Source organism: Variovorax sp. PAMC26660 (assembly GCF_014302995.1).
GTDB lineage: Bacteria > Pseudomonadota > Gammaproteobacteria > Burkholderiales > Burkholderiaceae_C > Variovorax.
In genome coordinates this window covers 6,223,694-6,242,303 of the sequence record NZ_CP060295.1, presented here as the reverse complement: position 1 = coordinate 6,242,303, position 18,610 = coordinate 6,223,694, and the positions used below count along the sequence as shown (strand labels likewise).

20 protein-coding genes are annotated in these 18,610 nt (G+C 65.7%); 9 read left to right on the top strand and 11 right to left on the bottom strand.

Going from position 1 to position 18,610, the window contains the following annotated elements; genetic code table 11:
• The first annotated feature begins 721 nt into the window (after positions 1-721).
• A complete protein-coding gene (locus H7F35_RS29360) occupies positions 722-1,294 on the top strand; it encodes an SGNH/GDSL hydrolase family protein (protein WP_187110023.1) in 573 nt (190 codons plus the stop codon).
• Between the two features lie 84 nt (positions 1,295-1,378).
• On the opposite strand, the gene H7F35_RS29355 is transcribed toward H7F35_RS29360, so the two are convergent.
• Genes H7F35_RS29355 through H7F35_RS29345 form a run of 3 tightly spaced genes read right to left on the bottom strand, consistent with a single transcriptional unit; the run spans position 1,379 to position 3,618 of the window.
• Positions 1,379-2,278: an alpha/beta hydrolase gene (locus H7F35_RS29355; RefSeq protein WP_187110022.1), complete on the bottom strand. Its 900-nt coding sequence runs from the start codon at positions 2,276-2,278 to the stop codon at positions 1,379-1,381.
• 30 nt (positions 2,279-2,308) lie between these two features.
• The gene (locus H7F35_RS29350; protein WP_187110021.1) at positions 2,309-2,710 is read right to left on the bottom strand and encodes a RidA family protein; all 402 of its coding nucleotides are present in this window, start codon (positions 2,708-2,710) and stop codon (positions 2,309-2,311) included.
• Positions 2,710-3,618, bottom strand: coding sequence for a ferritin-like domain-containing protein (locus H7F35_RS29345; RefSeq protein WP_187110020.1), 909 nt, complete (start codon positions 3,616-3,618; stop codon positions 2,710-2,712). The genes H7F35_RS29350 and H7F35_RS29345 overlap by 1 nt, the downstream gene beginning before the upstream one ends.
• Positions 3,619-3,747: 129 nt before the next feature.
• Between H7F35_RS29345 and H7F35_RS29340 the strand changes: the two genes are divergently transcribed.
• The 3 genes from H7F35_RS29340 to H7F35_RS29330 all read left to right on the top strand — a co-directional run bounded on the left by H7F35_RS29340 (position 3,748) and on the right by H7F35_RS29330 (position 6,291).
• Entirely contained in the window at positions 3,748-4,653 is a 906-nt protein-coding gene (locus tag H7F35_RS29340; RefSeq protein ID WP_187110019.1) for a LysR family transcriptional regulator, read from the top strand.
• Between the two features lie 123 nt (positions 4,654-4,776).
• Positions 4,777-5,742 carry a tripartite tricarboxylate transporter substrate binding protein gene (locus H7F35_RS29335; RefSeq protein ID WP_187110018.1) on the top strand — a complete coding sequence of 322 codons (966 nt, stop codon included), beginning with the start codon at positions 4,777-4,779 and terminating at the stop codon, positions 5,740-5,742.
• 102 nt (positions 5,743-5,844) lie between these two features.
• Positions 5,845-6,291, top strand: coding sequence for an SRPBCC family protein (locus tag H7F35_RS29330; protein WP_187110017.1), 447 nt, complete (start codon positions 5,845-5,847; stop codon positions 6,289-6,291).
• A gap of 13 nt (positions 6,292-6,304) precedes the next feature.
• On the opposite strand, the gene H7F35_RS29325 is transcribed toward H7F35_RS29330, so the two are convergent.
• The 7 genes from H7F35_RS29325 to H7F35_RS29295 are packed head-to-tail and all read right to left on the bottom strand — an operon-like array spanning position 6,305 to position 12,114.
• Positions 6,305-7,447, bottom strand: a complete 1,143-nt coding sequence (locus H7F35_RS29325) for an FAD-dependent monooxygenase (protein WP_187110016.1) — start codon at positions 7,445-7,447, stop codon at positions 6,305-6,307.
• Between the two features lie 60 nt (positions 7,448-7,507).
• Positions 7,508-8,605, bottom strand: coding sequence for an ABC transporter substrate-binding protein (locus tag H7F35_RS29320; RefSeq protein ID WP_187110015.1), 1,098 nt, complete (start codon positions 8,603-8,605; stop codon positions 7,508-7,510).
• A 43-nt stretch (positions 8,606-8,648) separates the two neighbouring features.
• On the bottom strand, positions 8,649-9,527 hold the full coding sequence (locus H7F35_RS29315) for an ABC transporter permease (RefSeq protein WP_187110014.1): 879 nt from the start codon (positions 9,525-9,527) through the stop codon (positions 8,649-8,651).
• A 12-nt stretch (positions 9,528-9,539) separates the two neighbouring features.
• Positions 9,540-10,325 carry an ABC transporter ATP-binding protein gene (locus H7F35_RS29310; protein ID WP_187110013.1) on the bottom strand — a complete coding sequence of 262 codons (786 nt, stop codon included), beginning with the start codon at positions 10,323-10,325 and terminating at the stop codon, positions 9,540-9,542.
• Positions 10,322-11,116: an alpha/beta fold hydrolase gene (locus H7F35_RS29305; RefSeq protein WP_187110012.1), complete on the bottom strand. Its 795-nt coding sequence runs from the start codon at positions 11,114-11,116 to the stop codon at positions 10,322-10,324. The genes H7F35_RS29310 and H7F35_RS29305 overlap by 4 nt, the downstream gene beginning before the upstream one ends.
• A complete protein-coding gene (locus H7F35_RS29300; RefSeq protein WP_187110011.1) occupies positions 11,113-11,520 on the bottom strand; it encodes a VOC family protein in 408 nt (135 codons plus the stop codon). The genes H7F35_RS29305 and H7F35_RS29300 overlap by 4 nt, the downstream gene beginning before the upstream one ends.
• A gap of 12 nt (positions 11,521-11,532) precedes the next feature.
• Complete coding sequence (locus H7F35_RS29295; protein WP_187110010.1) at positions 11,533-12,114, bottom strand: GAF domain-containing protein; 582 nt, start codon at positions 12,112-12,114, stop codon at positions 11,533-11,535.
• Between the two features lie 73 nt (positions 12,115-12,187).
• Here H7F35_RS29295 and H7F35_RS29290 point away from each other — a divergent pair, with 73 nt between their 5' ends.
• The 5 genes from H7F35_RS29290 (at position 12,188) to H7F35_RS29270 (ending at position 18,014) form a co-directional block, all read left to right on the top strand.
• Positions 12,188-13,201: a LysR family transcriptional regulator gene (locus tag H7F35_RS29290; RefSeq protein WP_187110009.1), complete on the top strand. Its 1,014-nt coding sequence runs from the start codon at positions 12,188-12,190 to the stop codon at positions 13,199-13,201.
• Between the two features lie 137 nt (positions 13,202-13,338).
• Positions 13,339-13,803, top strand: coding sequence for a hypothetical protein (locus tag H7F35_RS29285; RefSeq protein ID WP_187110008.1), 465 nt, complete (start codon positions 13,339-13,341; stop codon positions 13,801-13,803).
• A 157-nt stretch (positions 13,804-13,960) separates the two neighbouring features.
• Positions 13,961-14,464, top strand: coding sequence for a (2Fe-2S)-binding protein (locus tag H7F35_RS29280; RefSeq protein ID WP_187110007.1), 504 nt, complete (start codon positions 13,961-13,963; stop codon positions 14,462-14,464).
• A complete protein-coding gene (locus tag H7F35_RS29275; protein ID WP_187110006.1) occupies positions 14,461-16,710 on the top strand; it encodes a xanthine dehydrogenase family protein molybdopterin-binding subunit in 2,250 nt (749 codons plus the stop codon). The genes H7F35_RS29280 and H7F35_RS29275 overlap by 4 nt, the downstream gene beginning before the upstream one ends.
• Positions 16,707-18,014, top strand: coding sequence for a c-type cytochrome (locus H7F35_RS29270; protein ID WP_187110005.1), 1,308 nt, complete (start codon positions 16,707-16,709; stop codon positions 18,012-18,014). Before H7F35_RS29275 ends, H7F35_RS29270 begins: the two co-directional genes overlap by 4 nt.
• A gap of 84 nt (positions 18,015-18,098) precedes the next feature.
• Here H7F35_RS29270 and H7F35_RS29265 read toward each other — a convergent pair whose 3' ends face one another.
• Positions 18,099-18,326, bottom strand: coding sequence for a hypothetical protein (locus tag H7F35_RS29265; protein WP_187110004.1), 228 nt, complete (start codon positions 18,324-18,326; stop codon positions 18,099-18,101).
• Between the last annotated feature and the right edge of the window lie 284 nt (positions 18,327-18,610).

Here is an 18,610-nt window from a genome sequence, read left to right as displayed (position 1 = left end):
CCAGTTGTGAGCCATCAAGAGCTCGTTCGCTGAGCTACCGGAGCCCGAGCGAGCGCGCAGTGCGCTGGTCTGACTATTGATGACGGTCTGCGCATAGCGCAAGCGCCATGCACTTTCGCGCATCCCGGCTTTCTTGAATCAGAAGGGTTTAGGGACAGGAGTTGCGCGAAACAAGATGGCAAGTATCGTTTCACAGAACTCCTGAAAGAACTTCACTCTGACTCCACTTGGGTCACGCACATTACCTCTCGACAGCGGTTCGGCGCTGGTAGAGGCCAGGGAGAAAAAAGCCGCTCAGGGAACCGCCTCGATGCCGATCGCTGTCGCTCTTCATACTCAGGCTTGCAGGCCCGGCATCAGCGCTGCAATTGGAGCGGCACAATGTGTTCATGCCAAACACCGCCTCAATCCTCAAAGCCGAAATCTCCCGCGTTGCTTCGAGCCAGCTTGCTACGGAAAAAACCGAGATCCTGTCGCTCCCGGCAAATTACGGGCTTCGTGTCGCGTTGGGAGCGACGGAAACTGCAGTCGTACTTGTCTAAGTCCTTGAGCGAACGGGTCGTGGCCGATGCCGGCGAGCAGTTAGGTGTTGTCGGCCGACTGTCTTCAGCGCAACAGAACTGAGCCAGCACATGACTGCTGCGGGCTTCGACGTTCTTGCCAATGAAAGCCACGCGACCAAGGGCAACGACAACCGTCCTTACATCGTGGCCTGCAAGAGGTGATGCAGGTGCCCCCTTTCGATCTGATACGTGCCTTCCTGATGCCCTCGGCCACGCCGAATGGCTTCCTCGTGCCGGGCGTCGCCCTTTACGGCGACAGCATCATGGCGAACGGAATCGCGCAGCGCCTGCAGGCTGCGGGCATCGCGGTCAACGACCTGTCTCAGTCCGGAGACTCGGCCGCCAACGCATGGCGCCGCTTCGCCTACGACCTGCGCACGATGGGGACCGTCATCCTTCAACACGGCACGAACGACCTCTCCGCGGGTCGCGACCCGGTGCCGTACCTGCGCCGCATGGCGAAGCACGCGATGGCCGAGGGCCGCCGTGTCATGTTCACAGGCGTCACGCACCGCGAGTTGCCCTGTGCGTACAGTTGGCTCCGGGCGAACGACGACATCAGGAAACTTGCCGCCGACCTGAGGTGCACGCACGCAAGCTGGAACGGTGTTGCGTATTCGTCCGAGGACCTGATACACCCTGACGCGGCGATGGCAGAGCGCCTCGTCACCCGGCTCATGGAGGCACTCGCTCAGCCGCAAACTGCCGGCAGTGAAGAAGCTCGGGCGTGAAGCAGCGCTCGCTTTGTCCCCTCCTCCCCTGCCAGCGGCCGCAGCAGAACCTGGTTGATCAACAGCCACCGCCGCTTGTGCGCATCAGCGGCTCGCCGCCTCGAAGAAATCGAGGATCTGTTCGCCAAGCAACTGTTCGCCGCTGTTGAAGTGGGCCATGACCGACACGTGGTTGTGCCCGGCCAGGCTCAGGTGCCGCGGCGCGATGCGCCTTGCCTTGGCCATGCGCCACGCAAACTCGGTTGCATAAACATCCAGCAGTGGGTTTTCGTACTGGGCATGGACGATGAAGGTGGGTAGTTCGAGCCGGTGCGCATGCGCCATCGGTGACTGGTGCGCGTAGGTTGTCATGTCGTCGCCAAAGTACGCGCGAACGCCGGCCGCGTTCGGATTTTCCGGCAGCGTGTCCGCCCGCAGGCGCGCCGACACCAGCACCAGGCAGCGCAGGTGCCGGCCCATGAAGCCGAGCGCGGGGTCGCATGCGTAGCTCGCCGCATGGGTGCCGCCTGCCGAGTGCCCGACGAGGCAGACGGTATCGGCGTCGCCGCCATGTTCAGCCGCGTGGCGTGCGACCCACTCGCAGGCCATGCCCACGTCGCGGGCACCTTCCGGATGCGCTGCCTCGGGCGCAAGCCGGTACTCCACATTGATGCCCACGCAGCCCTGCCGCGCGAACCACGCGAGCACGTTGCCGTACATCGCCGCATTGATGTCCTTGCTGCCGCGCACGAAGGCGCCGCCATGGACAAACATCACCACGGGCGCACGCCGCGCGCCATGCGGCCGGTAGACATCGAGCACCTGCCGCGGATGGGCGCCATAGGGCAGATCGCGGATCACTACATAGCCGTCGCTGGGCGCCGCCATGAGCAGGGGCAGGTACACAGCCTTGACGCGGTCGCCGGCCGCGCGTATGTCCTGCGGCCACGCCGGACCGGTCTCGCGCAGCAATCGCTCGATCGCGTCGGGCCTGTCGATAGTCATGCCTGGCTTCGCTTCGTTGAGTCCCGTGGCTCAGCCGGGCCGGAATGCCGATGCCTCGACCTCCACGCGCCATGCCGGATGGGCCAGCGCCCTGACGACCAGCAAGGTCGATGCCGGACGCGCCTCGCCCAGGAACATGGCGCGCACCGAACCGAGCCGCCGCACATCGCTGCCGTCGGTCAGGAAGGTCGTCACCTTCACGAGGTGCGACACATCCATGTCCGCGGCGCGCAGCACGGCCACAAGGTGGGTCCAGGCCAGTTGGGCCTGGGCCTCGAAGTCGCTGGACACACTGCCGTCGACGGCCATGCCGACCTGTCCGGCAATGTGCAGCCAGGTGCCGGCGCCGCTCACGGCGATGCCGTGGCTGTAGGGGCCGCCGGGCGGCGGGACATCGGGCAGCACGATGCGGGTGGCGAGGGTGTTCGTCATCAGTGCACCGCCCCGTCGAGTTCGGGAATGAACGGGATCTCGACGCCGTAGACGCCGATGTCCTCGCGGATCTTGTCGACGCCGCGCTTGATGATGCCCATCTCCTCGTCGGGATGCGTGGCGCCGAGCCCGTGGTCCGCCGCCAGCGCCCGGTTGCGGCCGGAGCGCCGGCGTTCGTCCTCGGGCAGGTTCACGACCGCGTAGACGCCGTTGAGCAGGCTGCCGCGCAGCTTCTTCGCGACCTTGATGCCGATGGTCTTCTTTTCGTCGGCCGGCAACTCGCTGAAAAAGCGCCGCATGATGATGCGGCCGAACTGGATGTGCCGCGCCTCGTCGCGCAGGATCAGCCGGCAGGCCTCGCGGATCGAGCCGAAGCGCGCGTTCTCGTAGCGCGCCTGCAGCAACTCGCCCGACAACTGCTCGAACAGCGTGTTGACCGACAAGCCGGCGAAGAAGCTCATTGCCCGCTCGTCCTTCTCGTCGTGAAAGCGCGGAATGATGTCCCGGAAGTAGTCGGCGCGCGGCGTGGGTTCGTACGCCCCCAGGTGCTCGGCGATGCGAAAGCTCGCCTCGTGATGGCGGAACTCTTCGGCGATGAAGTTCGTGATGTGCTGTTTGATCTCGAAGGGCTGGTGTCCAAAGATCGCATCGCGCAGCCGCTCTGCGCCGTAGGGCGTCGCGCCATGCTCCATCCAGGCGCGCAGGCTCCACCATTCGGCGCCTGCCTGGCGGACCTCGGGCGGCAGGTCCGCCTGCCGCAGATCGGTGTAGTCGATGTCGGCCGCAGGGTCCCAGGCCATCTCGCGCGCCTGGGTGCACAGGCGCCAGACCTCGGGGTATTCCATCTGCGAGACCACCGGGTAGGGGTTGGGCACGGAGGGGATTTCTTCGAGCAATGAGGGCTGCATGGGCAATGTCCGTCGTGGGTGGATGGGTTGGAGGTGCTTCAAGACGAACAGTCATGCTAGGAAGGCCGTGCTCATACATCCAATACTGTTTAAAGTGGCTCGTCATTCGCCGCAGGTATCTCCACGCCCATGATCGAATTCAGGCAACTGCGCCAGTTCGTGGTGCTCGCCGAAGAGCTGAACTTCGGCCGCGCCGCCATCCGGCTCCACATGTCGCAACCGCCGCTGAGCGTGGCCATGCGCAACCTGGAGGCCCAGGTCGGCGCGATGCTGTTCGACCGCAGCCGGCACCACGTGCGCCTGACGCCCGCCGGCCAGGTCTTCCACAAGGATGCGCAACGCCTGCTGCAGCAGGTGCAAGCGGCCACCGAGCGTGCGCGCCGCGCGGCGCAAGGGCTCGAAGGCTCGCTGCGCCTGTCCTTCGTGCCGAGCGCCGCACTCAATGTGCTGCCCGCGATCTTCAAGCGCTTCCAGCACGACTACCCGACCGTGCAACTGCGGCTGACCGCCGAGACCACCGCGCGCCAGCTCGAAGACCTGCGCAAGGGCGAGGTCGAGCTCGCGCTGGTGGTGGGCCCGGTGTACGAGGCGCGCGACCTGGTGCTGGTCGACCTGCAGGCGCAGAAGTTCGTGATCGCGGTGCCGCGCAGCCATCCGCTGGCGACCCGAAGCTCGGTGAAGATCAAGGAGCTGGCGGCGGAACCGTTCATCTCGTTTCCGGCCTCGGAGGGCGCGGGTTTCGTCGCCGCGTTGCTGGGCGCCTGCCAGTCGGCCGGCTTCCTGCCCAAGGTCGTGCAGGAAGCGGCGCAGATGCAGTCGATCCTGACGCTCGTGGCCGGTGGGCTGGGCATCGCGCTGGTGCCGGCGTCGATGCGCACGCTGGCCATGGCCGATGTCGTCTTCCTCGAAATCGCCGGCACCCGCCCTCCTCCCACCTACCAACTCGTGTTCGCCCACACCAGCCACAACGACAACCCGGTGGTGCAGTCCTTTCTCTCGGTGGCGCGCAAGACGGTCGAACTGGTGGAGCGGTAGTCCGCTCGAGGCACACCAAAAAGCCGCGGTGATTCACGCCATGTATGAACCGCCGCCGGTGAACGTATTGGACAGACGGGCACCGGCATTCGCACCATGCGGTTCCCCACATGGAGTTCGCCGATGACATCGTTTCGCCAGTTGCTTGCCGTTCTGCTGCTCGCCGCCAGCACCGCCGTGCCGGCGCTGGCCGAGGGCTACCCCGAGCGGCCCGTCACGATCGTCGTGCCCTACCCTGCCGGCGGCTCGGCCGACATCCTTGCGCGCACGGTCGGCCAGAAGCTGTCGGTGCAGCTCGAACAGCCTGTGATCGTCGAGAACAGGGCCGGTGCGGGCACAGCCATCGGCGCGCGCTTCGTCGCGGAAGCGAAGCCCGATGGCTACACGCTGCTGCTCGGCACCGTGAGTTCCCAGGCCATCAACCCGGCCATGTCGAAGGTCGGCTACGACCCGGTGAAAGACTTCGTGCCGGTGAGCGCGCTGGCCTCCATCCCCTTCGTGCTGGTGGCCAACCCGAGCGTGTCGTACGTCAGCGTGGGCGACCTGATCGCGGCCGCCCGGCAGGGGCCGGGATCGATCGGCTATGCGTCCGCGGGGCCCGGCACCTCCAACCATCTGGCCGGCGAGATGCTCGCGTCGGCCGCGAAGATCAAGCTGCTGCACGTGCCCTACAAGGGCAGCGCGCCCGCGTTGGCCGACGTGCTTGCGGGCCATGTGCCGCTGATGTTCGACCTGCAGACCACTTCGCTGCCGAACATCGCCACGCGCAAGCTCAAGGCGCTGGCCGTGACCAGCAGCCAGCGCAGCCCCTTGCTCCCGGGCGTGCCGACCGTTGCGGAAAGCGGGCTGCCCGGTTTCGAGGTCAGCGCGTGGTTCGGTGTCTTTGCGCCTGCCAGGGTGCCGGCCCCGGTGTTGAAGAAGCTCTCCGCCGCCATGGCTCGCGTCCTTGAAGATCCGGCACTTGCGCAGCGGCTGCGCGATCTGGGCGCCGAGCCCGACGCGCGCAACGCAGCGCAGTTCTCGGCCTACGTTGCCGAGGAAGCTGGCAAGTACGCCGCGGTGGTGAAGACGGCAGGATTGGCGCCCTGATTTCGGAGAGGATTGCAGGCCCGAAATGCGTGTCGATTTCCAGCAGGCTCATTCGACGTAACCATTGAGGGTCTTCCTCTTTTTCTTCAGGAGAAATCAACCATGGCAACCAACACCGTCCGTCTGCACCGCGTTCTGCGCACCTCGCCAGACCGGCTCTACCGCGCCTTCATCGAGCCCGGCGCGTTCGAGCGCTGGCTGCCGCCCTTCGGATTCACCGGCAAGGTTCACACCATGGAGCCGGTGGTGGGCGGGGCCTGGCGCATGTCTTTCACCAACTTCGGCACCGGCCACGGCCACTCGTTCGGCGGGAAGTACCTGGAACTCATCCCCGGCCAGCGCATTGCCTACGACGCGACCTTCGACGACGCCAACCTGCCCAGCACCATGAAGACCACCGTGAGCCTGACGCCGGTGTCCTGCGGCACGGAAATGTCTGTCGTGCAGGAAGGCATCCCCGACGTGATTCCCGTCGAGATGTGCTACCTGGGCTGGCAGGAATCGCTTGTCGCCCTGGCCCAGTTGGTCGAGCCGAATATTCCGGGCTGAGGGCCTGCCCCTCTCAAGCGCGAACTGGCTCGACACCTCCCGCGAATTTTTCCGCATACATCCGGAAACTCGCGTTTCGCTGGTCGAGCGCCTCCTGCGTCAAGGGCACCATGATCGGAGCGCCCTCCTGAGCGAATGCCTGGCATTGCTCGACGTAGGGGCGCAGGCGCTCGTGATAAATGGGAGATGCAGCGCCCATGTCGCCGTTGCATTCGGTCCAGGTTCTTGCGAGGGTTTCCGCGGCCACCATCGCCAAGGTGGTGCCCATGCCTGACAGCAGAGCGGCACAGTGGCCCGCGTCGCCAATGACGGCCACGTTGCCACGGATCCATCCTGGCATGTGGGTCTGACTCACCGAGTCGAAGTAGAAGCCCTTCGCGGCGGGGTCCGTGAACGCCGCGCGCAGCGCGGGCACCTGCCATGCGTCGACGCGTGACAAGAAGCCATCGATGATCTTCCGGTGAACGGCCAGATCGCGGTATTCATATTCGATCTGGGGACTGGCGGCGAGCATCAGCGCCTGCGGCCCATCCCCCGCGTCGCGCACAGCGATGGTCAGGCCGGGCACATTGAGCAGCCCTCGGCGCCATTGGCGATCGTTCGGGAGATCGACGAGCGCGACGTAGTAGCCAAAGTGCCGGACGTAATCCTTCTCGGGCCCGAAGGCGAGTTTGCGCACATTGGAGTGAAGGCCATCGGCGCCGACCACCAGTTCATAGTGGCTTCGCAGTCCATCCGTGAAAGTGACGTCCACACCGTGGGGTCCGTCGTCGATCGAAGCAATGGAAGCCTTGAAGCGAAACTCGACATCGGCCGGTATGGCGCCCAGCAGAATCTGGTTGAGCCGATCGCGCGAGATCTCGATGTCCTCGTCGGTCTCATTGGCGAACCAGCGCAGGTCGAGGGTCGCGACTTGTGTTCCCGTGCCATCGAGGACCGGCGCCGGGGCCGAAATAACGACCTTTTCTTCATCGATCTTCCCCAGGATGCCCATTCGCTCTGCGGTCCCGAGCGCGCGTCCGCGGACGTCGATCGGCGCACCACCGGGGCGCAGGCCATCGGTACGTTCGATCACGGTCACTCGGTGACCAAGGTTGGCGAACCAGTAGGCCGCCGAGAGGCCGGCCATGCTGGCTCCGGATATGAGGACATTCATCGTGTGACTCCTGAGTGTTGGGGAGCGTGGGAACCAGGTGGGACTGCGCTGGCTTTGTGTCTACAGCTTGAAATCCCTGGCCATCCGTACCACCGCCTGCTTGTCGAAGTTGTTGATCTCGTCGATCAGCTCGTTCGTGAACAGGCGGTTCGTACCGCCAAGTTCCTGCGCCAGCTTGGGGTTCTTGCTGCTCTCGGCAGCCATTTCGATGTTTGCATTCCACTCCGCCAGCGACGACGCACCCATGCGCTGATCCGGATCGTCGGGGCGACGCATCCAGCTGTTCTTGCGGTCCTTCAGAATGAAGGCCAGCTCCTTGCGCGCTTCGTCCTCGCTGCGGCCCTTCGGCCTGCTTTCGGGATAGACCGCCCAATGCAGGTTGATCGCCACGTCGAGGTTGGTGCTCGAGAAAATGGTCGACTTCGCAAGACCCTGGAACAGCGCCACCAGCGCCTTGCGCTCCTCCTTCAGCAGCTTGCGCGGCACGCACAACCAGCCCGAGCCCGTTTGCGCGAATTTCGGCGTGAGCGGTACGTAGCGCAATGGGGTCCCGACCAGTTCGATGCGCGCAGTCGCGGTGTCGAATGCCACCATCGCGTCCACCCGGTCGTTGTCGATCGCCGCTCCAGCGGGTGCGCCGTCACCGATCGCGATGTACTCGCACTTGTCGTCCTTCAGACCCAGCTCGGCCAGCATGGTCTTGGTCACGACGATGCCGGCGTCGCCCTGGCTGCGCACGCCGATGCGCTTGCCGGCAAGGTCCGCCACCGACCTGATCGGGCTGCCTGGCTTGACCACGATCACATTCGCATTGCCGGGCAGCCATTTGTAGACGCTCACCAGATCGAGCGACGGGTCTTTCGCCATCGTGGGGAGCAGGATGCCCGGCACCGCGGGACCGAAATCCACGTGCCCGGCGCGCAGGCTTTGCAACGCCTGCGTCATGCTCGACATGTTGACGTACTCCACATCCACGCCGTTCGGCTTGTAGAAGTTGAGCCGGGGATGCTGGCCCGCAGTGCAGAAGCTCTGCTGTGGATCGTTCACCGCCGCGGTGTTCGCCAGCTTCATGACACGCACACTCTGCGCCAGTGCCGGCAGGCCGGCGCCAAGACCCATGGCACCAACGCCCAGGCCGAAATCACGTCGCGTCAACATGGTTTGCTCCTTCATGAAGAAAATAGCGGGGGTCGCGGCCGGCTCAAGTGCTCACCGTGCGCTGCGAAGCGTCGGCCGGCATCCAGTGCAGCACGCGCCGTTGCACGCGGCGCAGCACAGAGGTCAGCAAGATGCCGATCACCGAGAGCACGACGCACACCGCGAAGCTGCCACCGGTATCGGCCTGCGCTTCCATCTGCAGGATCAGCACGCCCAGCCCCGCCTGTGCGCCCACGAACTCGCCGACCACGGCCCCCACCACGCTGAAGGCCGCGGCCATGTTCAGGCCCGCGAAGATGTACGGCAGCGCACCCGGGAACTTGGCCTTGCGGAAGATCTGCCAGGGCGTCGCGGACAGCGAGCGCAACAGGTCGATGCGGTCGTTGTCCACCGCCTTGAAGCCCGCGATGCTCGTCACCAGCACCGGGAAGAAAGTGAGCAGGCAGATGATCACGACCTTGGAGCTGATGCCGAATCCCAGCCAGACCACGATGATCGGCGCCACGGCCACCTTGGGCACGCTCTGCAGCGCCGCCACATAGGGCTCCAACAGAGCCTCCAGCCGGGGCATCTGGGAGATCACGATGCCGATGGCCAGCCCGATACCACCTCCGATGAAAAAGCCGAGCAGGATCTCCGCGAGCGTGACGCCGCCGTGGTACCAGAAGCCGTCCTTCGCCATCGGCCCGGTGGCCAGGCCGCGCCACAGCGCGACGCCGATATCGCTGACAGGCGGCACCAGATGCCGGGGCACCTTGAACAAACGCACGGCGGCTTCCCACGAACCGAGCAGCGTGACCAGCAACAGGATCGATTGCACGCGGGTGGATGCCAGCGGATTGGCCCGCCCGCGACGCGGCGGTGGCATGACGGCAGAGGCCGGCTGTGCAGACGAGGCGGAGGGCATCATGGCGGTGGTCATGGAAACTGCCTTTCAGTCGAAAGAAGCGGCATGCGAGAAGCGCTCGCGAATCGACGCGGAAGCCGCGGCAAAGGTCGGGTGGGACATCGCTTCCATCGAGCGCGGCCGCGGCAGGTCGATGGGCAGTACGCGTTCGAGCGTGCCGGGGCGAGGCGACATCACGAACACCTTGTCGCCCAGGAACACCGCCTCGGGGATCGAATGCGTGATGAGCACCACGGTCTTGCCGCTTTCCATCCAGATGCGCTGCAGCTCCAGGTTCATGCGCTCGCGCGTCATGGCATCGAGCGCACCGAAGGGCTCGTCCATCAGGAGGATCTTGGGGTCGTGCAGCAACGCCCGTGCGATCGAGGCCCGCTGTTGCATGCCGCCGCTCAACTGGCGCGGCAGCTTGTGCTCGAAGCCTTCGAGCCTCACCATCTGCAGCAACTGCATGGCGCGCTCGCGTGCCCTCTTCCCGTCCAGCCCGAGCACTTCGGCCGGCAGCATGACGTTTTCAAGAATGGTGCGCCAGGGCAGCAGGATGGAGCTCTGGAAGACCACGCCCACATCGCGCCGCGTGCCGCGGATCGGCTGGCCGTCGAGCATCACCGAGCCGGTGCTGTAGTCGAGCAGCCCGGCCAGGATGCGCAGCAGCGTGCTCTTGCCGCAGCCGCTGGGCCCGACGATGGTGACGAAGCTGCCCTGCTGGATGCTGCAGTCGACGTCCTTCAGTGCGAGCACACCTTCGTTGCCGCCGCCGAAGGTCTTGGACAGGCCCTCGATGCGGATGTAGTCGGGCCGTAGCGGTGCATTCATGCGATGGCTCCTGCGGGGTCCAGGAACCGAACCATGTGGCGGGCCAGCACCTCGGGGGCCTGCAACGCCGTCACATGCCCGACGGCCGGCATCAGCACCGCGTCGGCACCACGGATGCGGGCAGCCATCGCGAGCGTCACGCTCGGCGGCACCACACGGTCGAGCTCGCCGGCCGGCAATAGCGTGGGCGCGACGATGTCCGCCACGCCGCATTCGAGCGAGGTCTGCACAGTCGCGAGGCGGCGTGCGGACCGTGCCGATTCGGGCCGCGCATTGGCGAAGATGCGCCGCAGTTCCGGCCTTTGCTTCAGGAAGGACTCGGGAAAGAACCAGGTCGCCAGCTCTTCGGCAGTGCCTGGAAGTCCGCGTCGCAACTCGGCAAGGCGCCGTGCATCGGGGCACAGCTCTTCAATGGGTCTGGGCAACGGCCATGTACTGCCCAGCACCAGGTGATCGACAGCGCGCGGATACAGCAAGGCCAGCGCCTGCGCAACACGGCCACCGAAAGATGACCCGAAGACATGCGCGCGTTTGAAACCCAGCGCACCGATGAATCGCTGTGCATCGTCCGCAAGGTCCGACAGCGTGCAAGCGTGTTCCGGGGCTTCGGTTTCACCGCAGTCGCGCTGGTCGTATGCGATCACGGTGAAGTGCCTGCTCAGATGCGGCACGAGCGCGGCGAACATCTGCCGCGAGGCCTCTGCGCCATGCATGAGCACGAGCGGCGGACCCTCGCCCTCGCGGTCGTAGGCGATGCGAACCTCACCCACCTGCAGGAAGTGCGTTGTCATGCGGCGTACCCCGCTTCATCGGCCAGCCAGAAGGTCATTTCCACCTTCAGCCCGCGCGGGTCGTGCAGGAACAACTGGTGGATGTCCCAGCCCGGGATCGGTGCCTCGCTGAACGGCACGCCGAGCGCGCCCAGATGCGCGCGCATCTCGTCGAGGCCGTGCGAACGGAAAGAAATATGGTCGACATGGCCCGTGGGCGGCTGCGGCGCGGCATCCCGCGTGGAAAGGTGCGCGAACAGGTGCACGATCGGCTGGCCGTTCGCGTAGAGCCAGGCACCGGGCGCCGGAATGTCTGGCCGCGCGCCGACCTGCAGGCGCATCACGCGGGTGTAGAAGTCCACCAGCTCGGGCAGTTCGTCCGGCGTGCAGCGGATCGTGTAGTGGTGCAAGGCGGTCACGGGCATGGCATTACTCCTTCAGTCCGGCCGCACATCGGCGGCGGAAGCGGCAGAAACGACAGAAAAGGCGGGCAAGCTCGTGAATCGGTAGGAGAGCCCGGGCATGGCCGGCACCCAGCGCGTGGCAGCGAGCGCCAGCAGCCGAATGCCGAAAACTTCCTCCGGCAGCCAACGATCGCGGGTGCCGAAGACATTGAAGGTGGCATAGCAGAGCGTGCCCTGCATGAGCGGCACGTTGATCACGCTGCGCAGCCTGTGGGTGCGCATCTGCTCGAAGTCGTCGAAGTGCTGCGCGAGCACGTCTTCGCCCTCGCCGACGAAGACGCGCCCCTGAACAAAGAGGCAATCGGCCCAAGGCGTCAATGTCTTGCGCTTCGTGCCGTCGACCGGAAAGCTGGCCGCCTCCGACGAATGGAAACGGCGCAGAAGAACCTCGCCTGCCGCATCGCGCGCGGTCGTCACGTTCCGCTGGATGCTGAAGATCGACTGCGGGGCTATTCGGCGCCTGAGCCTGTCGAGTGTGCGCAACCCCTCTTCCTGCGTAGCGCAGGCTGCGAGAACGTCCAGGTCCTGGTCTTCGAGGCTGCATGGCGATTTCATGAAGAAAGTCTAGGCCAGGCAATTCACAAGAAGCGCTTATAAACTGATGAACCGATAACTCTGGAGTTATGACTTGGCGCTCTTTCACGATCCCGCCGCGGCACTGCACCAGGCGCTGCTATCCCGTCTGAAGCTGCGTCAACTCGCTTTGCTGCAGCGCATCGATCGCCATCGAACGCTGGGTCGGGTCGCCGCCGAGATGCGGCTGAGTCAACCCGCGGTCACCAAGGCGCTCAAGGAGGTCGAGGACATCTTCGGCAGCCCGATCTTCGATCGCACGAGTCGCGGCCTCGTTCCAACGCCCTCCGGCGAGGCGGTCCTGGCCTATGCGAAACGCTGGCTGGCGGAGCTGGAAGCGACTGCCCAGGTTCTTTCATCCTACGAAGCGGGTCGGGGCGGCCGCGTGCGGCTCGGACTCACGCAGCAGGTGCCGCAAAAATTCATCTCCGCCCTGCTCGATCATTTGCTCCATCGCACGCCGCGCGTGACGGCAATGGTGCGCGAAGGCACCACCGACGAGTTGGTGGGCCTGCTGCTGGCTCGGGAACTCGACTGCGCGATCGGCCGCTCCTACGACGGTGACGCCACCGGGCTCGTGCAAGAGGCGTTCTATGAGCAGGCGCCATGCCTCGTGGTGTGCGCCAGGAGTGCAAGAAGGCTCTCGCGCGGGCCGCTGGATTGGGCGCGGCTGGCAAAGCTCGACTGGATCCTTCCACCGCCGAACACACCGATGCGGCGGACCTACAACGCGGTCTTCGTCGGCGCAGGCGTGCAGCCGCCGGTGCCCATGCTGGAGACCACGTCCATCAGGACCCTGGAGACCGCCCTGCGCGATGAGCCGAACGCCATTTCCATTCTTTCCCGTGACGTGGTGGACGACATGGAGGCCAAAGGCCACTGGCGGGCACTGCCCTACCCACTGGGGTGGAATCTTCCGCCCGTGAGCTTCCTTACCACTGCTGCATTGCAAGAAAACCTCATGGTGCGGGAACTGAAAGATGTGGTCGTGAAGGCCACGGCCGAGATGACGCAGCAACGGTCGTCGGCGCGTACCCCAGGCAAACAACCTCCATCTCCGGTTGCGTAAAGTCACCGTGGCTTTACGGTTCGTTCATCAAAGAACGCACACCGCAACGCCAACATCCGGGTGACCGGCAGCCTGTGCCCGATGTTGATTCGTCGGTCGGCGCTGCCGGGCCGCATGACGCAAAGGAAGACGACGGTATGACATCCATTGCATTGCAACCCGGCGGGAGTACCCCTGCATCTCTCGACATCCAGTCCGAGCTGGCGATTCCCACACTGGTGGCGCAGGTCTACGAATCGGCACCCGCGGCGGAACGCTGCCACCTCGTCGAGACGCTGCTGCGGCCCCTGGGCGTGCTCTCGCTCGTGGCCATCGCCAACGGCATCTTCGCGAAGATCAGGTTCCGCAACGCCGGGCAAGAGCTGAACGTGCGCGTGGACGACCTGCAGAACGTCCACGCCGCCGACATGGTGGCACTGGTCCACCACGCACAGCAGGTCAGCGTCGAGACCGTCGACAGCCTGGTGCATCTGCTCACCAGCTCGGGCGGCCTGGCAGGCTCCGCAGCGGCGGCGCTGCTGATCGGCCTGCTGGTGCAGCGCGCCCGGTCGAGGCGCAGCACCCAGGCACAGGCCGACGACTCGTCCCTGGACCCCTGCTGAGCAGGCGCTTCCACCACGGCTTGCATTGAGGATCTTTGCCCGGCGGCTGAGCACCCGGCTGGGCGCACGCCACAGCCGCAGCGACCCAAGCACATTCTTCAAAGTCGCGTTATGGTTCGGTGCCGCCCACGATGAACCTCAAAAAAAGGCAGGATCCATGATCGATCTCAACATCAACGGCAAGTCCGTTGCCGTCAACGCACCCGAGGACATGCCCCTGCTCTGGGCACTGCGCGACATCGTCGGTCTGACCGGCACCAAGTTCGGTTGCGGCATCGCGCAGTGCGGCGCTTGCACCGTGCACCTCGACGGGCAACCCGTGCGCTCATGCGTGCTGCCGGTCGGCGCGATAGGCAAGAAGGCCATCACCACCATCGAAGCCATCTCGCAGACCCCTGCGGGCAAGAGCATCCAGAAAGCCTGGCTCGACGTCGATGTGGTCCAGTGCGGCTACTGCCAGTCCGGGCAGATCATGTCCGCCGCCGCGCTGATCCAGCGCACGCCCAACCCGAGCGACGCCGACATCGACATGGCCATGTCGGGCAACGTCTGTCGATGCTGTACCTACTCGCGAATCCGTGCAGCCATCAAGCAGGCTGCAACCGGCAAGGCCGAAGTGCTGCAGTCGGTGGTCGCGATGCCGGCCAGGAGCGCATCGTGAAGCCGGGCGCAGGCATCAGCAGGCGTGCCGCCCTGCAGGCCGGTGGCTTGGCGCTGGCCTTCACCTGGGTCGGCGGCAGCAAGGCCTTTGCCGCGATCAGCCCCAGGCAGCAACCGGCCGACGCGGCCGCCGCGCTCGCGGATGGCAACCCTGCGTTCGCTCCGAATGCTTTCGTTCGCATCGATGCCGATGGCGGCGTGCGCCTCGTGATGCCGATGGTCGAGATGGGCCAGGCCATCTACACCGGCTCGGCCATGCTGCTGGCCGAGGAACTGGGCGTTGAACTCGACCAGGTGCGCGTGGAGCATTCGCCGCCGAACGAGGCGCTCTACGGCATGCCGCTGCTCGGTGGCCAGATCACCGGTGGCTCGACCAGCACGCGCGGTACTTACGGCGTGCTGCGCGAGGCGGGTGCCGTGGCGCGCACGCTGCTGGTGAGTGCTGCGGCCGCGCAATGGAAGGTCGACCCGGCGAGCTGCACGGTGGCGCGCGGCGTGGTGAGCCATGCCGCATCCAACCGGCAGTTGGGCTTCGGCGCGCTCGCCAGCGCCGCCGCCAAGCTGCCGATGCCGGAAAAGGTGGCGCTGAAAGAGCCGAAGGATTTCAAGCTCATCGGCCAGCCGCTGCGGCGTGTCGATTCGGCCGACAAGGTCAACGGCACGACGCAGTTCGGCATCGACGTGCGCCTGCCGGGCATGAAGGTGGCGACGGTCAGGGCCAGCCCCACGCTCGGCGGTGTGCTCGCTTCGGTGGACGACAAGGCGGCGCGGGCAATTCCCGGCGTGATCGACGTGATCCGCATCAAGGATGCCGTCGCGGTGGTGGGTGAGCATTTCTGGGCCGCGAAACGTGGCCTCGATGCGTTGACGATTCAGTGGAAGCCAGGCCAGAACGCCACGCTCACCACGCAGGAGCTGCGTTCGGCGCTGACCAACGCGCTGGCGAAGGACAAGGCCATCATCGGCAAGGAAACCGGCAAGCGGCCCGAGGGCACGCTGGTGCAGGCCACCTACGACCTGCCGATGCTGGCCCACGCGACCATGGAGCCACTCAACACCACGGTGCACGTGCGGCCCGACCAGTGCGAGATATGGGTCGGCACGCAGGTGCCGACGCGCTGCGTGAGCGCCGCCGCCAAGATCACCGGCCTGGCCGAAGACAAGGTCGTGCTGCACAACCAGTACCTGGGCGGCGGCTTCGGCCGGCGGCTGGAGACCGATTCGGTCGAGCAGGCCGTGGCCTTCGCCAAACAGGTGCCCTACCCGCTCAAGGTGGTGTGGACGCGCGAGGAAGACATCCGCCACGACATCGTGCGCCCGATGTACCACGACGACATTTCGGCCGTGGTCGACGGCGACGGACAGATCCTCTGGTTCGGCGACCGCATCTCGGGTGGCACCGTGCTGGGCCGCTGGGCCCCCGCCTTCATGGGCAAGGACGGCATGGACGGCGACCTGATCGAATGCGTGGCCGAGCCCTGCTACGACCTGCCGAACCGCAAGGTCGAGTGGGTGCGGCACGACATGCCACCGGGCCTGAACGTCGGCTGGTGGCGCGGCGTGGGACCGACGCACAACCTCTTCGTCATGGAGAGCTTCATCGACGAACTGGCGCAGCGTGCAAAGAAGGACCCCGTGGCCTACCGGCGGGCCTTGCTCAAGAAGAACCCGCGCACGCTGGCCGTGCTCGACCTGGCCGCCGAAAAGATCGGCTGGGGCAAGGGAGAGTTGCCGGCGCGCGTGGGGCGCGGCGTGGCGGTGGGCGATCCGTTCGGCAGCCGTGTGTGCGCCATGATCGAAGTCGAGGTCTCGCCGCAGGGCGAAGTGCGCATGCGGCGCGCGGTGGTCACGCTCGATTGCGGCATTGCCGTGAATGCAAGCTCCATCGAGGCACAGATCCAGGGCGGCCTGTTGTTCGGCCTGAGCGCCGCGCTCTTCAGCGAGATCACGCTGCGCGAGGGCGCCATCGAGCAGAGCAACTTCCACGACTACCGGATGCTGCGCATCAACGAGGCGCCTCCGGTCGAAGTCCACACCATCAAGAGCGGCGAGGCTCCTGGCGGCCTCGGCGAAGTCGGCACCGCCATCGCCGCGCCGGCGCTCGCGAATGCGATCTTCGCAGCCACCGGCGTGCGGCTGCGCGCGTTGCCGGTGAACCGTGCGCTGCTCGCCCAGGACAAGGAAGCGCTGAAGAAAAAGATCGCCAGTGCCGGGGCCGGCGAACACGGCGAAAGGAGCGCAGCATGAAGCGACTCTTCAAGGTGCTGGTGGTGCTGTTCGTCGTTGGCGCGGCGCTGTACTTCTTTCTGAATCGCACCGACAAATCCGAGGGCGAGGCGCCGGTGCTGGCCGGTGCGGCGCCCGATGCGGCGCTGCTCGTGCGCGGCGAGTACCTCACCAAGGCCGCCGACTGCATCGCCTGCCACACGGTGCCCGGCGGCAAGGGGCAACCCTTTGCGGGCGGCCTGCCCTTCGTGCTGCCGTTCGGCACGATCTACTCGTCGAACATCACGGCGGACCCGGAAACGGGCATCGGCAAATGGAGCGACGACCAGTTCGTGCGCGCGCTGCACGACGGCGTGCGCGCCGACGGAAAGCGCCTGTACCCGGCGTTCCCGTACACCTCGTACACCGCGCTGAGCCGCAACGATGCGCTGGCCATCAAGGCCTACATCTTCAGCCTGCCCAAGGTGAACCAGCCGAACAAGGAAGCCGACCTGGGCTTTCCGTTCAACCAGCGCTGGGCCATGGGCTTCTGGAACGCGGCCTTCTTCAAGAGCAGCCGTTTCGAGGCCGACCCGTCGAAGCCGCCCGCGTGGAACCAGGGCAAGTACCTCGCCACCGCGCTCGGCCACTGCGCCGAATGCCATACGCCGCGCAACGCGGGTTTCGCGATGGAAACGAGCAACAACCTTGCGGGCGAATCGATACAGGGCTGGCGCGCCTACAACATCACCTCGGATGCGAAGAATGGCATCGGCGCCTGGAGCGACGCCGAGATTGCCGCGTACCTGACGACCGGATATGCACAGGGCCGCGGATCGGCCTCGGGCCCGATGGGCGAGGCGGTGGAGCACAGCCTGCAGTACCTGAAGCCCGAGGACGCTTCGGCGCTGGTGAGCTATCTGCGCACGGTGCCTGCGAAGTCGGGCAAGAACCCGATCGAGATCGATGCCAAGGCGCCCTGGGCCGTGGCCGCGAGCGCGGCAGCGCCTGCATCCAACACGGCCGAGGGCCACGAGCAAGGGCTCAGGCTCTTCGCTGCGGCGTGCGCGAGCTGCCACCAGTGGAACGGACAGGGCCAGCAGAGCGCCAACGCCTCGCTGCTGGGAACGCGCGGCGTGAACGATGCGGACGGCTCCAACGTCACGCAGATGATCCTGCAGGGCGTGAGGATGCGGGTGCACGACCAGGAGGTCTACATGCCTGCGTTCGGCAAGGCCTACACCGACACCGAAGTCGCTGCGCTGGCCAACTACGTCATCGCGCAGTTCGGCAACAAGCAAGGCACGGTGACGCCGGAGTTCGTGGCCAAACAGCGCACGCGCTAGCCCTTTGCATGCTTCAGGGGCCTGACGGCCGCGTCCCCAGCTCCACGCCCGACCGGAGGGACAGCCCGGCGTCTAGATGCCGCCTCAGGGTAGGCTGAACGCCATGAGTTCGCTGGTCGTCTCACCGCCCATGCCGCCGGGCAAGAAGAAGCCGCCGGCGACATAGAGAGACTTGCCATCGCTCGCAGCCCCGGCGGCATGGCGGCCGCGTGGCATGGGTGCCAGTGTTCGCCAGGTGTTCATCTTCAGATCGAACCCCTCGTTCTCCGCGAAGGCTCTCTTCTCCTGCGGGAACTCGCCGCCCAGCACCACGGCGAGCCCTCTGTAGGGGTAATCGTCCTTTCCGTGCAGATTGATACGGTTTGCGCGGAAAATTCCAATGAAAACAACAACTTGCGATTTTCCGATGCTCGCTCTGCCTGTCCCTTTCGTGCAAATTGGTACGCTTTGCTCGTCCCCACCGATCTCAAGGTCGAGTCAGTCGACATCAGGACCAACACATCCCTGACAGCGATCGGTACACTTTTTTTGTGCGCCCAGCATCGGGGGGATCCCGGAGTCCGGCGCTGCAGCTTGAGGTCAGAGGAAACTCCTAG